Annotated in this window: 12 protein-coding genes and 1 pseudogene; 10 read left to right on the plus strand and 3 right to left on the minus strand. The window is 74.5% G+C overall.

Going from position 1 to position 15,261, the window contains the following annotated elements; genetic code table 11:
* Positions 1 to 95 precede the first annotated feature (95 nt).
* The 3 genes from C3486_RS00985 to C3486_RS00995 are packed head-to-tail and all read left to right on the plus strand — an operon-like array spanning position 96 to position 3,393.
* The gene (locus C3486_RS00985; protein WP_103830555.1) at positions 96 to 683 is read left to right on the plus strand and encodes a helix-turn-helix domain-containing protein; all 588 of its coding nucleotides are present in this window, start codon (positions 96 to 98) and stop codon (positions 681 to 683) included.
* A gap of 15 nt (positions 684 to 698) precedes the next feature.
* Positions 699 to 2,069: an FAD-binding oxidoreductase gene (locus C3486_RS00990; RefSeq protein WP_103830556.1), complete on the plus strand. Its 1,371-nt coding sequence runs from the start codon at positions 699 to 701 to the stop codon at positions 2,067 to 2,069.
* A 1-nt stretch (position 2,070) separates the two neighbouring features.
* Positions 2,071 to 3,393 carry an MFS transporter gene (locus tag C3486_RS00995; RefSeq protein ID WP_103830557.1) on the plus strand — a complete coding sequence of 441 codons (1,323 nt, stop codon included), beginning with the start codon at positions 2,071 to 2,073 and terminating at the stop codon, positions 3,391 to 3,393.
* Positions 3,394 to 3,443: 50 nt separating this feature from the next.
* Here C3486_RS00995 and C3486_RS01000 read toward each other — a convergent pair whose 3' ends face one another.
* Genes C3486_RS01000 through C3486_RS01010 form a run of 3 tightly spaced genes read right to left on the minus strand, consistent with a single transcriptional unit; the run spans position 3,444 to position 5,781 of the window.
* Positions 3,444 to 4,331 (minus strand): biotin-dependent carboxyltransferase family protein, encoded by an 888-nt coding sequence (locus tag C3486_RS01000; protein ID WP_103830558.1) that lies wholly within the window; start codon positions 4,329 to 4,331, stop codon positions 3,444 to 3,446.
* Positions 4,328 to 5,020, minus strand: a complete 693-nt coding sequence (gene pxpB, locus C3486_RS01005; protein WP_181138395.1) for a 5-oxoprolinase subunit PxpB — start codon at positions 5,018 to 5,020, stop codon at positions 4,328 to 4,330. The genes C3486_RS01000 and pxpB overlap by 4 nt, the downstream gene beginning before the upstream one ends.
* Entirely contained in the window at positions 5,017 to 5,781 is a 765-nt protein-coding gene (locus C3486_RS01010) for a LamB/YcsF family protein (protein WP_103830559.1), read from the minus strand. The genes pxpB and C3486_RS01010 overlap by 4 nt, the downstream gene beginning before the upstream one ends.
* A 246-nt stretch (positions 5,782 to 6,027) precedes the next feature.
* On the opposite strand from C3486_RS01010, the gene C3486_RS01015 reads away from it, so the two are divergent.
* From C3486_RS01015 to C3486_RS36860, 7 genes and pseudogenes are all read left to right on the plus strand, one after another.
* Positions 6,028 to 6,765: a GntR family transcriptional regulator gene (locus tag C3486_RS01015; RefSeq protein ID WP_374936825.1), complete on the plus strand. Its 738-nt coding sequence runs from the start codon at positions 6,028 to 6,030 to the stop codon at positions 6,763 to 6,765.
* A 99-nt stretch (positions 6,766 to 6,864) separates the two neighbouring features.
* A complete protein-coding gene (locus C3486_RS01020) occupies positions 6,865 to 7,572 on the plus strand; it encodes a DUF969 domain-containing protein (protein WP_103830561.1) in 708 nt (235 codons plus the stop codon).
* Positions 7,569 to 8,537: a DUF979 domain-containing protein gene (locus C3486_RS01025; protein ID WP_103830562.1), complete on the plus strand. Its 969-nt coding sequence runs from the start codon at positions 7,569 to 7,571 to the stop codon at positions 8,535 to 8,537. Before C3486_RS01020 ends, C3486_RS01025 begins: the two co-directional genes overlap by 4 nt.
* A gap of 37 nt (positions 8,538 to 8,574) precedes the next feature.
* Positions 8,575 to 9,219, plus strand: coding sequence for a pyroglutamyl-peptidase I (gene pcp, locus C3486_RS01030; RefSeq protein ID WP_103830563.1), 645 nt, complete (start codon positions 8,575 to 8,577; stop codon positions 9,217 to 9,219).
* 56 nt (positions 9,220 to 9,275) lie between these two features.
* The gene (locus C3486_RS01035) at positions 9,276 to 10,799 is read left to right on the plus strand and encodes a hypothetical protein (RefSeq protein ID WP_103830564.1); all 1,524 of its coding nucleotides are present in this window, start codon (positions 9,276 to 9,278) and stop codon (positions 10,797 to 10,799) included.
* A 163-nt stretch (positions 10,800 to 10,962) separates the two neighbouring features.
* The gene (locus C3486_RS01040; RefSeq protein WP_103830565.1) at positions 10,963 to 11,898 is read left to right on the plus strand and encodes a hypothetical protein; all 936 of its coding nucleotides are present in this window, start codon (positions 10,963 to 10,965) and stop codon (positions 11,896 to 11,898) included.
* Between the two features lie 114 nt (positions 11,899 to 12,012).
* Positions 12,013 to 15,261, plus strand: a pseudogene (locus C3486_RS36860) (hypothetical protein); the annotation flags it as partial.

Consider the following 15,261-nt stretch of genomic DNA (forward strand, 5'->3'; position numbering starts at 1 on the left):
GGCCGGCAGTGACGGCGCCCGGTGCCGGTAAAGATTTCTGAGGTGCTGTGCAAGAACTCTTGTCCGCGGGGCAGGAGTTCTTTACCTTCCCGGTCATGGCACACGAGCCCGACGCGTCGCGCGACGAGGGGGCCGGGGACGTCCCCGTGGGCGACCGGCTGCGTGTACTGCGCCGCGCCCGGCGGCTGACCCTGCGGGCGGTCGCCGAAGCGGCCGGCATCAGCGAGGGGTACCTCAGCCAGGTCGAGCGCGGCATCGCCAACCCGAGCATCGCCACGCTCCGGCAGATCGCCGGGGCGCTCGGCCTGAAGATGGGCGACCTGTTCGCCGCCGACTACACCACCGGTCCGCGGGTCCTGAGGGCGGCTGCGGCGCCGAGCCTGACGTTCGGCGTCCTGGGCCGCAAGTTCCGGCTCACACCGGGGCCACAGCACCATCTGGAGGCGTTCCTCGGCGAGTTCGAGCCCGGTGGGTCCACCGGCGACCGGCCCTACACGCACGGCGACTCCGAGGAGTTCCTCTATGTGCTGGAGGGGGAGGTCGCACTGCACCTCGGGGAGGAGCGCTTCGCCCTCGGGCCCGGCGACAGCATCCGGCACAGCAGCGCCGTCCCGCACCGGCTCCTGGAGACCGGCGGCGCCGGCGCCAGGGTCCTGTGGGTGATCAGCCCGCCCAGCTACTGAGCGACGGAGGACGCGATGACGTGGAACGGCAACATCTCCTTCTGGTACCGCCAGACCGGCGTGCCCAGCCGGCGCGACCCGCTGACCGGTCCGGTGAGCGCCGACGTGTGCATCGTCGGCGCCGGCTTCACCGGGCTGTGGACCGCGTACTACCTCAAGAAGGCCGAGCCGGGGCTGGACATCGTCGTCCTGGAGCGGGAGTTCGCCGGCTTCGGCGCCTCGGGGCGGAACGCCGGCTGGCTCAGCGCGAAGATCGCCGGCTCGCCCGAGGCGTACGCACGGAAGCGCGGCCGGCAGGCCGTGGTGGAGCTGCAGCGGGCCATGCACGCGACGGTGGACGAGGTGATCGCGGTGGCCGCGGCCGAGGGCATCGACGCCGACGTGGTCAAGAGCGGCTACCTGAGCGTGGCGCACCGGCCCGCCCAGTTGCCGCGGCTGCGCGCCGCCCATGAGAAGTCGCGTTACTGGGGCAACGAGGACGAGGTGCTGCTCTCGGGGCGCGAGGTGCGCGACCGCATCGATGTGGCCGGCGCACTGGGCGGCGTGCACAACCCGCACTGCGCTCGTGTCCACCCGGCCAAGCTCGTCCAGGGACTGGCCCGCGCGGTCTCCGCCCTCGGGGTGACCATCCACGAATCGACGCCGGTGACCCGCATCGCCCCCGGACGCGCCGAGACGCCCTTCGGGACGGTGCGCGCCCGGCGTGTCCTGCGGGCCACCGAGGGCTTCACCGGTGACCTCCACGGTGAGCGCCGCACCTGGCTGCCCATGAACTCCTCCATGGTCGTCACGGAGCCGCTGCCCGACGCCGTCTGGAAGGCCATCGGCTGGGACGGCCACGAACTGCTCAGCGACCTCACGCACGCCTACATGTACGCGCAGCGCACCGCGGACGGCCGGATCGCGATCGGCGGGCGCGGCGTCCCGTACCGCTTCGGGTCCCGCGTGGACCGGGACGGGCACACCAGCCCCAGGACCGTGCGGGCGCTGCGCGACACCCTGAACCGGCTGCTGCCGCCGACCGCCGGCGCGCGGATCGACCACGCCTGGTCCGGGGTGCTGGCCGTGCCGCGCGACTGGTGCGCTTCCGTCTCCTTCGAGCGGGCCACGGGGCTGGGCTGGGCCGGCGGCTACGTCGGGCACGGCGTCGCGGCCACCAACCTGGCGGGCCGCACCCTGCGCGATCTCGTCCTGGAGCGGGACACCGCGCTGACGCGGCTGCCGTGGACCGGCCACCGGGCCCGGTCCTGGGAGCCGGAGCCCGCCCGCTGGCTCGGCGTGCACGGCATGTACGCCGCCTACCGGGCGGCGGACCGCAGCGAGGCGGCGCGCCGCACCACCACAGCACCGATCGCGAAGGTCGCCGACCGCATCTCGGGGCGCTGACATGGACGCCACCACGGAGCCCGCGGGCAGAACAGCGGCGCACGAAGGCGGCGACAGCCGCACCGCACGCCGGGCGGGGCTCGCCTCGTTCATCGGCACCACCATCGAGTGGTACGACTTCTACATCTACAGCACCGCGTCCGCGCTGGTCCTGGGCAAGCTGTTCTTCCCCGCCACCTCCTCGGGCACCGGGACGCTGGCCTCCTTCGGCACCCTGTGGCTGGGCTTCCTCGCCCGCCCCCTCGGGGGCATCGTCTTCGGGCACCTCGGGGACCGCATCGGCCGCAAGAAGACGCTCGTGACGACGCTCCTGATGATGGGCGTCGCGACGACTCTCATAGGGCTGCTGCCCACGTACAGCAGTGCGGGACTGCTGGCACCCGTGCTGCTGATCGTGCTGCGCATGGTGCAGGGCGTCGCTGTGGGCGGCGAGTGGGGCGGTGCGGTGCTCATCGCGTCCGAGCACGCGCCCAGGGGCCGCGGGCTGTCCTTCGGGGCCTTCGCGCAGCAGGGCTCGCCGGCCGGCTCGATCCTCGCCACGCTCAGCTTCGCGCTGCTCTCCCAGCTGCCGGACGCGTCGTTCGACGCCTGGGGCTGGCGGCTGCCGTTCGTCTCCTCGGCCGTGCTGGTGGTCGTCGGGCTGGTGATCCGGCTGCGGGTGGCGGAGTCACCGGAGTTCACCCGGCTGCGCGCGGAACGCGAGGTGGCGCGGGTGCCGCTCGGCGAGGTGCTGCGGCGCCACCCGGGCACCCTCGTGCTCGGCGTGCTGGCCAGCTCCATCGGCATCGCGGCGACCTACTTCATCACCACGTTCATCCTCTCCTGGGCCACCGGGGACCTCGGCCTCGACCGCTCCACCATGCTGAACGTGCTGCTGTGCTACAGCGTCGCGCAGTTCCTCGTGCAGCCGCTGGGCGTGGTCCTCGCGGAGCGGTTCGGCACCGCCCGCACGGTCGGCGTGCTGCTGACGCTCAACTTCCTGCTGGTGCCGGTCATGTACGCGCTCGTGGCCACAGGGGACGCTGTCGCCGCCGGGTTCGGCATCTCGCTGGTGGGCGTCACCGGCGCGATGAACTACGCGATCCTGGCGGGCCTGCTCGCCCAGGCGTTCCCCGCCCGTGTCCGCTACACCGGCATCTCCCTGTCCTACCAGCTGTGTTCCGCACTGATCGGCGGCACGGCGCCGCTGGTGGGCGAGTGGCTGTTCACCGCCGGCGGCGGCTCCATCGTGCCCGTCGCGGTCTACCAGATGGTGCTGGTCGTGGTGTCGCTGGTCTGCTCCCTCGTCGTCCTGGCGCGCAGCGCGCGGAGGCACGAGGAGTAGCGACGCCACGCCTCTTCGGGGGCGACGCGGCCGCCGCCCCCGAAGGAGGCTCAGGCGCCGCGCACCCGGGGGCTGCGATGTGCGCGTACGAAGCGCACCGGGGTGCCGGGCGCGGCCTGTGCGGCGGCCGGCAGCGCGGCCTCCTGCACGACCGCGATGACCGGGTAGCCGCCGGTCGTCGGATGGTCGGCGAGGAAGAGCACCGGGAGGCCGTTCGGGGGCACCTGGACGGCGCCCAGCGCCATGCCCTCACTGGGGAGTTCGCCGTCCCGGGCGCGCTCCAGGGCCGGGCCCTCGGTGCGCAGCCCGATGCGGTTGCTCGCGGAGGACACCTGCCAGACGCCCGTCAGGAGGGTGCGCAGCCCCGCCGCCGTGAACCAGTCGTCGCGCGGCCCGAGCCGGACCGGCAGGACCAGCTCGCGCACCGGCCCGGCGTGCGGCACCGCGTCGGCGGCGGGGGCCGGGGCGCCCGGTGTGCCGAGCGGCAGCACGGCGCCGTCGGTGAGCGGGTCGGGGCCGAGCCCCGAGAGGAGGTCGGTGGCGCGGCTGCCGAGCACCGGCTCGGCGTCGACGCCGCCCGCGAAGGCCAGGTAGCTGCGCAGCCCGTGGGTGGCGGTGCCCAGCTCCAGTACGGCGCCGGCCGGCACGTGCACGGGGGCGCCCCAGGCGGCGGGGCGGCCGTCGACGGTCACCGGGCACGGCGCTCCGGTGACGGCCACGGTGACCGCGCACCGCACCCGTACCGCGCAGCCGGTGACGGTGGTTTCCAGGGTCGCGGCTTCGGGGGTGTTGCCGACGAGGCGGTTGGCCAGCCGGTGCGCGGCGGCATCGAGCGCGCCGGAGCGCGGGACGCCCAGGTGGGCGTGGCCGGCGCGGCCGAGGTCCTGGACGGTGGTCAGTGCCCCGGCGCGTACGACGGCGAAGGCGCGGTCGGTCACTGGGCCGCCTCCGGGTGCGGGTCGAGCGGTTGGGGGACGAAGCGGACGAGGGTGCCGGGTGTGAACAGCGCCGCGGGCTCCCGGGAGGAGTCCCACAGCACGGCGTCCGTAGTGCCGAGCAACTGCCAGCCACCGGGGGAGGAACGCGGGTACACCCCCGTGTACGGACCCGCGAGGGCCACGGAGCCGACCGGGAGGCGGGTCCTCGGGGTGGCCCTGCGCGGCACGTGGTAGCGCTCGGGAAGGCCGGTGAGGTAGCCGAACCCGGGGGCGAAGCCACAGAAGGCGACGCGGAATTCGGTGCCGGAGTGGATCCGCACGACCTCGTCCGGGGTGACGCCCCACAGCGCGGCGACGTCGGCCAGGTCGGGGCCGTCGTAGCGGACGGGGACCTCGATGGCCCGCGCACCGGAGCGCGCGGCCGGCGGCACGTCCCAGCGGGCCAGTTCGGCGGCGAACCGCTCCGGGTCGGCGAGCCCGTCGAGCAGCACGGTGCGCGCAGCGGGCACGATCTCACGGGTGGCGGGCAGCAGGCCGGCCGCGGCGCGGCGCAGCAGCTCGGCGTGGAGCGCTTCGGCGGCTTCGCCGCTGTCCAGTTCGACGAGCAGCCCGTGGTCGCCCACGGGGAGGGTGCGCAGACGCAGGCTCCGGTCCTCGGCCGAGGCGGAGGCGGTCGGGGGTGCGCTCATGCGAACGCCGCCACGCGGACGCCGGCGGCCGTCAGCTCGTGCCGTACGCGCCGGGCGAGGGCCGCGGCGCCCGGGGTGTCCCCGTGCAGGCACAGCGACTGCAGATCGACCTCCACGCGCTCCCCGTCGATCGAGGTGACGGCGTGGTCGCGGGCGAGGCCCAGGGAGCGCTTGACGACGGCGTCCGGGTCGTGGACGACGGCGCCGGGCTCGCGGCGCGGGACCAGGGTGCCGGCCGCGGTGTAGGCGCGGTCGGCGAACGCCTCGGCGACGGCGGGCAGTCCCGCGGCGCGCGCCTCCGCGTGCAACTCCGAGCCCGGAAGGCCGAGCACGGGCAGCGGGCCGGCCGCGCGCCGGATGCCCGCCACGATGGCGGCGGCCTGCTCGGCGTCGTGCACGGCACGGTTGTACAGCGCGCCGTGCGGCTTGACGTACGAGACCCGGGACCCGGCGGCGCGCGCGAAGACCTCCAGGGCGCCGATCTGGTAGGCGATCTCGTCGGCGAGTTCGTCCGGGGGCACGTCCATGGCGCGGCGGCCGAAGCCGGCCAGGTCGCGGTAGGAGACCTGGGCGCCGATGCGGACGCCGCGCTCGGCCGCCGTCTCGCACACCCGGCGCATCGTGGAGGGGTCGCCCGCGTGGAATCCGCACGCGACGTTGGCACTGGTGACGACGGAGAGGAGACTGTCGTCGTCGGTGAGGTGCCACCGCCCGAACCCCTCACCGAGGTCGGCGTTGAGGTCGATCACCGGGTCCGTCATGAGGGTCCGTTCCAACTGGGCCGGCGGGGCCGGACGCGGGCAGGGCAAGGCAGAGCCGGCCGGCCCGTTCCGTAGCGGCTGTCCTCCTGGGGCGCTCGGGCCGACCGGTTACCGCCTCAAGCTAGAGGATTGTTGAACGATAGGACAAGAGGGTTGTTGTCTTGTGCGGCGATCTGGGATTGACTGCGTGCCCTCGCGAGCGGCCGTGCGGCCGCCGTACTGGGTCGCGGTGACCGGGGGACGAAAGTGAGGCACGACGTGGCGAAGGGCATCGACCGGGGGTTCGCGGAGCCGGCCGGGCTGGCGGTGGACCGGGCGCTGCTGGGGCGGACGAGCACCGCCGAGCGGGTCGCCGACATCCTGCGCGACCGCATCGCCGAGGGCTTCTTCCCGCCCGGCGTACGGCTGTCGGAGGACTCCATCGGCGGGGCGCTGGGGGTCTCGCGCAACACCCTGCGGGAGGCGTTCCGGCTGCTCACGCACGAGCGGCTGCTGGTGCACGAGCTGAACCGCGGCGTCTTCGTGCGGGTCGTCGCGACGGCCGACCTCGACGACATCTACCAGGTGCGCGGGATGGTCGAGTGCGCCGTCGTCCGCGGCCTGGGCCTGCCGCCGTACGACCTGGAGCAGGTGGAGGCGGCCGTGGTGGCGGGCGAGCGGGCGGCGCTGGAGCGGTCCTGGCAGGACCTCTCGACGGCCAACATCCGCTTCCACCAGGCGCTGGTCGCGCTGGCCGGCAGCCCGCGCACGGACGAGCTGATGCGCGGCGTCCTCGCGGAGCTGCGGCTGGTGTTCCACGTGATGGACGACCCGCGCCGCTTCCACGAGCCGTACCTCACGCGCAACCGGCAGATCCTCGAGGCGCTGCAGGAGGGCGACACCGTGCAGGCCGAACGGCTGCTCGCGTCCTACCTGGAGGATTCCCGGGCCCAGCTGTCGAGCGCGTACGCCCAGCGCGTCGCCGAACAAGTTTCCGGCAAGTAACATAACGTTCAACCTATTGTCGGATCGTAGAACGATCCTCTACCGTCCTGGCACATCCTCACGACGTCCGTGGGGCCCTGCGTGCGAAAGGCGGTCCCGGTGATCGTTCTTCTGGGCGTTCTCGTGGTGATCATCGGCTTCGCCACGCGGCGCAACCCCCTGCTGGTGGTGGGGGTGGCAGGCATCGCCACCGGCTTCCTCGGCGGGCTGTCCCCGCAGAAGGTCCTCGCGGCCTTCGGGGACGGCTTCGCCTCCAGCCGAGCCGTGACGATCTTCGTCATCACGCTGCCGGTCATCGGCCTCCTGGAGCGCTACGGCCTCCAGGAGCAGGCCCGCAACCTCATCTCGCGCTTCTCGAAGCTGACCACCGGGCGCTTCCTCACGCTGTACCTCGTACTGCGCCAGGGCTTCGCCGCGCTCGGCCTGCGGGACCTCTTCGGGCCCGCGCAGACCGTGCGCCCGCTCGCGGCCCCGATGGCCGAGGGCGCGGCCGAGCGCCGCTACGGGACGCTGCCGGACAAGACCCGGGAGCGGATCCGCTCCTTCACCGCCAGCGCCGACAACGTCGGGCTCTTCTTCGGTGAGGACGTCTTCCTCGCGGTCGGCTCGATCCTGCTCATCACCGGCTTCGCCAACTCCACGTACCACACCCACCTCGAACCCCTGCAGCTCGCGCTCTGGGCCATCCCGACCGCGCTGTGCGCGCTCGCGGTGCACGGATTCCGGCTGCTGCGTCTGGACCGCACGATGGCGCGCGAACTGCTCGGCGCCCAGGCGGCGCCCGCCCCCCAGGAGGCCGTGAAGTGATCAAGGCAGAGTGGTTCTACTGGCTGGTCGGCGCGCTCTTCCTGGTGATGGCCGCCCAGATGGCGGCCGACCGCAGCAACCCGAAGCGCTTCGGCACCGGCGCCTTCTGGGGGCTGCTCGGCGCCGGCTTCGTGTACAGCTCCTGGGTCGTCGACAAGTCCGCGCCGGCCGAGCCGCTGGGCGCCGCCGTACTCGTGATGATCTGCCTCGCCGCCTTCGGGTTCACCGGGCGCGGCAACGCCCGTACGACCTCTACGGAAGAGCGGCGGGCGAGCGCCCGAAAGCACGGCAGCAAGCTGTTCGTGCCCGCGCTCACCATCCCGGCCGTCGCCCTCGTGTGCGCGGTCCTCGTCCCGAAGCTCTCCTTCGGGGGCGCACCGCTCCTCCAGGAGGGCAGCGAGACCATCCTCGGCCTCGGCATCGGCGCCATCGTGGCGCTCGTCCTCGCCATGGTGATGCTGCGTGAGAAGAGCGTCGCCGCGCCCCTGCACTCGGGCCGCTCCATGCTGGAGTCCATGGGCTGGGCGATGCTGCTGCCGCAGCTCCTGGCCACGCTCGGCACGATCTTCGCGGTCTCCGGGGTCGGCAAGCAGGTCGGCATCCTCACCGAGGCGGTGCTGCCGCACGGCTCCGTCATCACCGCGGTCGTCGTCTACTGCGTCGGGATGTTCCTGTTCACGGTCATCATGGGCAACGGCTTCGCCGCCTTCCCCGTCATGACCGCCGCCGTCGGCTGGCCCGTCCTCATCGAGCAGGCGCACGGCAACGCGCCGGCAGTGCTCGCGATCGGCATGCTGTGCGGCTTCTGCGGCACCCTCGTGACGCCGATGGCCGCCAACTTCAACGTCGTACCGGCCGCGCTGCTGGAGCTGAAGGACCAGTACGGCCCGATCAAGGCCCAGCTGCCGACCGCGGTCGTGCTGCTCGGCTGCAACATCGTCATCATGTCCGCCTTCGCCTTCTGACCTGGCACCGCACTCGCTCCACTCCGAGGAACAGCGCATGACACGGGTACTCCTGACGGGCTTCGACCCCTTCGAGGGCAGCGACGTCAACCCCTCCTGGCAGGCCGTGCAGGCCGTCGCCGCCGACCCGCCGCCCGGCGTCGAGGTCGCGACGGCCGAGCTGCCCTGCGTCTTCGGGGACGCGCTCGACGCGCTCCGTACGGCCGTCGCGGCGGCCGACCCCGAAGTGGTGCTCTGCGTCGGCCAGGCCGGCGGGCGCCCCGACGTGACCGTCGAACGTGTGGCCATCAACGTCGACGACGCTCGCATTCCCGACAATTCGGGTGCGCAGCCGGTCGATGAGCCGATCGTCGCGGACGGCCCGGCCGCGTACTTCGCCACCATCCCGATCAAGGCAGCGGTCGCCGCGGTCCGTGAGGCCGGACTGCCCGCCGCCGTCTCGCAGACCGCCGGCACCTTCGTCTGCAACCATGTCTTCTACGGGCTGATGCACCTGCTGGCCACCGAACGGCCCGCGGCACGCGGCGGCTTCGTGCACGTGCCGTACACTCCCGCGCAGGTCACCGACAAGAGCGCGCCGTCGCTGCCGGTCACGGCCACCGCCGAAGCGCTCCGCGTGATCATGGTCACGGCGGCGGGCCGCACCGAGGACATCAAGGCTGTGGGCGGCGCCACACACTGATCCGCGGGGCCGCGCCGTTTCGTCCGTTGTCAGTGCGACGGCCTAATCTGTTCACCGTGACTTCTCCATCCCCCCAGAGCGTTGCGCCGCAGTTCAGCGGGGTGACGCGCCCCGCGCCGGGCCCGGCTGCCGACGAGGGCCTGGCCCGGCGGCTGCGCGCGCTCGCGTGCACGGCCCCGCTGCACGACCTCGACGCGCGCAAGGCCAACCTCGCGGGGGAGTACGGCGTCTACGCCATGGCCGAGGTCGCCCTCGCCGCGATCGACCTCGTCACGCTGCACATGGACTTCGACACCGGAGCCGACCACGAGCAGATAGTGGCCAGGCTGCAGCCCCGCATCGCGGCGCAGGCCCCGCAGCGCCCGGCGGCCGAGCACGAGCGCGTCGCCCGCTGGGTCCTGGAGAACCTGATCAACGTCGGCAGCGTGGACCGCGGCTTCCGCGCGGTCTACGGCACGTTCACCGCCGACGGCGACTACGTCCGCAGGGACTACGACTTCAAGCTCATCGAGGAGGTCCCCGGCCCCGGCGGCACGGTCTACCTCCGCACCACCGACGAGGCGGTCAACGTCCTGGTCGGCGCGCTGGACACGGACGTCACCAGCGCCCAGATCGCCGCCGAGGTCAAGCTCGAGGTGCTCATCAGCCGCGGCCGTCTCGCCGACGCCCAGCTCGCCGCCGAGCAGGCGCGGTACCGCACCGTGCAGTACGCCGAGACGCTCCGCAAGACCCTCGACGCGACCCGGCGCAACGTCCGCGCCGTCGACTGGCTGCGCGCCGTCCCCGACATGATCACCGAGGCGCTCGACCACGTCGCCGACCGGTACCGCCACGAGAACGCCATCCTCACCAACATCCGCCGCGCCCGCGACGAGGCCGAGGGCGCCGAGCACAAGCGGCGCGCCGCCGAGCTGGTCGACATCGTCAAGGACTGCATCCGCCGCCACACCCAGCTGCAGTCCCGCCTCCTGGAGGCCGGCCCCCTCTTCCGCGCCGAGCAGGACCGGCAGGCGTTCGCGCCGCCCGCAGCGCACGCCGGGCTCGACCTGTACGGCCAGCTCGTCGCGCCCGTACTGCCGCTGCCCGTCGAGCAGTCCACCCGGGTCACCGACGCCTTCTTCGCCAAGGGCACCGGGCTGCGCACGCCCACCGCCGTACGGGTCGGCGACCTGGTCGAGATGCTGCTCACCCCGCCCCAGGAGCGCGAGCACCTCGGCGCGGAGATGCCGGAGCCCGACCTGATCGCCACGCCCGACGACAGCCGGTTCAGCGAGGAGCAGCTGGACGCCGCGACCGCGCTGCTCACGCTGCCCCCGGACGCGCCGCGCCGGCTCTCCGGGCTGCTCGCCGAGGCCCGCCGCCAGGACCCGGAACTGCCGTACCTGGTCGCGCTGATGGCCGTGCACGCCGCCAGCCCGCCGGTCGGCACGGCCTACCGCCAGGGGGAGGAGCAGCTGCTCTTCGCGGTCGACGACGGCACGGAGCTGGTGGACCCCGAGTTCGGCGGTGCCGACCTCATCGTGGGCACGGCCCTGCTGGACGCGGCCGGCATGGCGGCCGAGCGGTCGGAGGTGGCGTGATGCCCGGACCCGGGAGAGCGACGGCCGCCGGAGCCGGGCACGCGGCGGCGCGCACACGAGCCGCCGGTGCCGAGCCCGCGGCCGAGCGCACACCAGCCGCCGGAGCCGGGCACGCGGCCGGGCGCACAAGAGACGACGACGTGATCCGCGAGGAGCCAGATTCGTGACCGAGTACGACGCCGACGACGCCGCGCGGCCGGACCCGACGGCCGCAGCGGGCGACGGCTGGGGTGTGCCCGCACCCGAGACGGAGCAGCCCGCCAAGGGCCCCGCGCCGGTCACCCCCGCCGACGCGGCCGACGCCGCCCGCCTGGTGTCCTTCGGCCTCCAGCCCAAGCTGCTGCCGGCCCGCGACGTGGAGTACGGCGAGCTGCTGCGGCGCTACCGCGACGACCCCGCCTTCGCGCGCCTCGCCGACGCGGTCGCCTCCGGGCTCGGCCTGGTCGTCCTGGAGGTCTCCACCCGCGCGGGCATGGCCGTCACCGCCGCCGAGGACTCCGTCTTCGCGGTCCGCATGGGCGACTACGCCCGCCGTGCCTCCACCGACGCGGGCGACCGCTTCCTGCACGGCCTCGCGCACCTGGCCGTCGCCGCGATGGCGTTCCCGCGCCCCGAGGACCTCGCCGACGACGGCTACATCGGCCGGGTCACCGTCAACGGCGTGGACGCGTTCGTCCGCCAGGCCTGCCGCCGCCTGGAGGAGCGCGCCGCCGAGGCCGGTGAGAACACCGACCCGACCAGCGGCGCGCCCGGCCTGGAGGCGTCCTGGCGGGTCTACGCGCGGCGCAGCGCGACGGGCGCCACCAAGGACGCGCGGCGGCTGGCCGGTTCGACCACCGGCATCATCGCCAAGGCCGTCTCCTTCCTCGTCGACTCCGGCTTCCTGCAGCGCACCGGCGACGACTCCGGAGGCACGTACCGCACCACGGCGCGCTACCAGCTCCAGGTGCGCGACATGGCGGGCACCGCCGCCATGGCCGAGCTGCTGGAGCTGGGCGTCGTCCCGATAGCGGACGGCAGCGCCTCGCTGCTGCCCGCCGAGGACACCGACGACCTGGAGCTGGTCGCCGACGCGGGGCTGCCCTTCCACTCGGGCTGACCCGCCCCGCAGGTCCGCGGTTCCCCCGCAGGACCGCGGCCACGACCGACCGAAGACCGGCCAGACAGGCCGGCCACCCACCGACCACCGTCACGACAACGAGAGTCCGCCTCTATGTACGAGCTGTCCCGGGTTCGCCTCTACTCCATCGGGCCCGCCGGTGCGCGCTACGCCGACACCGTCCTGGACCTGCGCGGAGTCGGTGAGCCCGTGCCCCGACCGGCCCCGGCCCAGGCGGACTTCTTCGAGGAGGAGCCGGTCGGCCCGCCGCGCCGCCCGGCCCCCGCCGGCGTGCTCTTCCTGGAGAACGGCGGGGGCAAGTCCGTACTGCTCAAGCTGATCTTCTCGGTCATGCTGCCCGGCCACCGCAACACCCTCGGCGGCGCCAGCTCCGGCGTGCTCCGCAAGTTCCTGCTGGCCGACGACTGCGGCCACGTGGCGCTGGAGTGGCAGCACACGGTGACCGGCGAGACGGTCGTGGTCGGCAAGGTCAGCGAGTGGCGCGGCCGTCAGGTCTCCAACGACCCGCGGAAGTTCGCCGAGGCCTGGTACAGCTTCCGGCCCGGACCCGGCATGAGCCTGGACTCGCTCCCCGTCGCCGAGTCCACCGCCGTCCGCCCGATCGTCGAGGGCGCGTCCGGCGCGCAGGGCCGCCGCCGCACGATGAAGGGCTTCCGCGACGCCCTCACCGAGGCCGGCAAGAACTACCCCAACCTCGACGTGGCCTGGGTCGAGATCCACGAGCGCTGGAACGAGCACCTGGGCGAGCTGGGCCTGGACCCCGAACTCTTCCGGTACCAGCGCGAGATGAACGCCGACGAGGGCGAGGCGGCGGGCCTCTTCGCGGTCAAGAACGACTCGGACTTCACCGACCTGCTGCTGCGCGCCGTCACGGACACCCGCGACACCGACGGCCTCGCCGACCTCGTGCACGGCTTCGCGCACAAGCTCGGCCGGCGCGCCGAGCTGACCGCCGAGCGGGACTTCACCGCGGGCTCCCTCGAACTCCTCTCGAAGATCGCGGAGAACGCCGAGCACCGGGAGCGCGCCCGGGAGGTGCACGCCGGGGCCGAGCGCCGCACGCGCCATCTCGCGCAGCGGCTGCACGCCCGCGCCACCGAGGAGCGCGGCCGCGCCGCCGAGCTGGCCGAGCAGGTCGCCGCCGCCTCGCACGCCGTCACGGAGGCCGAGGCCACTCGCGAGCGCCGCGCCCTGATCTCCGCCGAGATCGCCTACCGGCACGCCTCGCTGGCGCTGGCCGCCGCCGAGAAGGGCGCCGCCGCGCAGCGCCGCGAGCTGAACGACGCCCGTACGCTGCACTCCGCCTGGCAGGCCGCCGAAACCGTGCTGCGGCACCGTGCGGCGGCCGACCGGTCGGCACGGGTCGCCGCCGCGATCCAGGAGGCCGAGCGGGACGCCGCGCCCGCGCTCGCCGCCCGCGGCAAGGCCGCCGCCGACCTCGTACGGGCGCTGCACGCCGCCGCCACCGAGGCGGAGACCTGGGCGAACCAGGAGGAGGAGCGGTCCGCTGCGCTTCAGGAGGCGGGCGAGTCGGCGCACCGGGACGCCACCGCCGCCGCGACCGCGGCACAGCGCGCCCGCAGCGAGACCGAGCACCTCAAGCAGCGGCTGGCCGAGGTCGAGCAGGAGACCGCCGAGGCCGTACGGGCGGGCTGGCTGGACGACTCGGCGCCGGACGCCGACCCGGCCCGCGCCGCGCTCGCCGCCACGGACGCGGAGAAGGCCGCGGTCGAGTCCTGGGACACCGCGCGCGAGGCCGCCCGGGTGACGGCTGACCGCGCCAAGGAAGCAGCGGCGCGCCAGTCCCGCGCCGAACTGGCCGCGGCCCGCGCGGAGGACGCGGCGCTCGCCGCGGAACGCGCGTACGACGCGGAGCGCCGCGCCGCCGAGTCCATCGGCGCCGAGCCTCGTCTCGCCGAGCTGCTGGGCCTGCCCTCGGCCCCGGACGCACCCGCGCCGGGCCTCCCGGGCCAGCGCGGCAGCCGCCCCCTCGCCGCCGAGTCCCGGCCACCGCTCCGGGTGACGGTCCGGCTGGACGAGGCGGCAGGCGACACGGAGACCGATGCCGAGGACGTGGCGGCCGGTGCGGACGACGCCGAGCCGGACGACGGGTACTTCGCCGGGCCCGTCATGGGCAGCAGTGGCGCACAGCTGAGCTCTGGCGTACGCGCGGCCGCAGCCCCGGACGCGGCCGGCACGCCGGGCACCGCGGACGCGATGGCCGTGGGCGGCGGTTCCTGGGCCTCCGGCGTCGTGGGGCTCGGCGCCTCGGCCGACGACGGGGCATCCGCCCACGACGATGAGGCACCCGCTTCCGACGACGGGGCGCCCGCTTCCGACGAGCGGCCTGCCGGGGGACGCGGCACGTACGCCGCCGAGTCCGGGTCCCGGGACGAGGTCTCGGCGCGGATCGACTCCGAGGGGAGCGACGGCGCGGCGGACGATGCGTACGACGCGGCGGAGACGCCCGCGGAGGGTGCCGATGCCGCGCAGGGCGAGGCCGCCGATGCGCCTGCGGCCTCCTCCGACGCCCCGTCCGAGGCCCCCTCCGACGCCGCCTCCGCCGAAGGCGAAGCCTGCCCCGACGACGAAGGCGACGCCGACGACGGTGCGGCCGACGTGCAGCACCGGTCGGCCGACGCGCACCGCACGGCCTCCGCACGCCCCTGGCCCACCGGTGCCTTCGGCGCCCAGGGCACCCCCGGCCCCCTCTCCGCCGAAGAGGTCGACCGGAACGCCGACGCGCTGCAGGAGCTGCTCGACGAGAGCGTCAGCTCCGCCGAGCGGCAGCTGTTCGAGATGCGGACCGCCGCCGCCGACGACGCGCGCATCCTCGGTGCGCTCGGCGACGGCGGTCTGCTGCCGCCCGGCCCTGACGTGCTGGCCGCCGTCGAGTACCTGGGCGAGCACGGCGTACCGGCCCTGCCCGGCTGGCGCTACCTCGCGCAGGCCGTCGACCCCGCCGACCACGCCCGCGTGCTCGCGGCCCGCCCCGAGCTGGTCGACGGCGTCATCATCACCGACCCCGACACCCACGCACGCGCCCGCGAAGTGCTGGCGCAGGCCGCGCTGCTGCCCCGGTCCGCCGTGGCCGTCGGCACGGCCGCTGCGCTGCTCGCGCCGACCCCGCCTCCGGAGGCCGAGGACAGCGGCGTCTTCCTCGTGCCGCCGAACCCGGCGATGCACGACGAGTCGGCCGCCGACGAGGAGCGGCAGGCGCTGCGTGCCCGGGCCACGGCGCGCGACGAGGAGATCCGGCAGCTCGCCGCCCGGCTCTCCGCCGACCGCGCACTCGCCGCCCGGCTCGCCTCCTGGCGCACGGGCTGCCCCGCGGCCGGCTCG

Origin of the sequence: Streptomyces sp. Ru73 (genome assembly GCF_002920575.1) — a bacterium.
Taxonomy (GTDB): Bacteria; Actinomycetota; Actinomycetes; order Streptomycetales; family Streptomycetaceae; genus Streptomyces.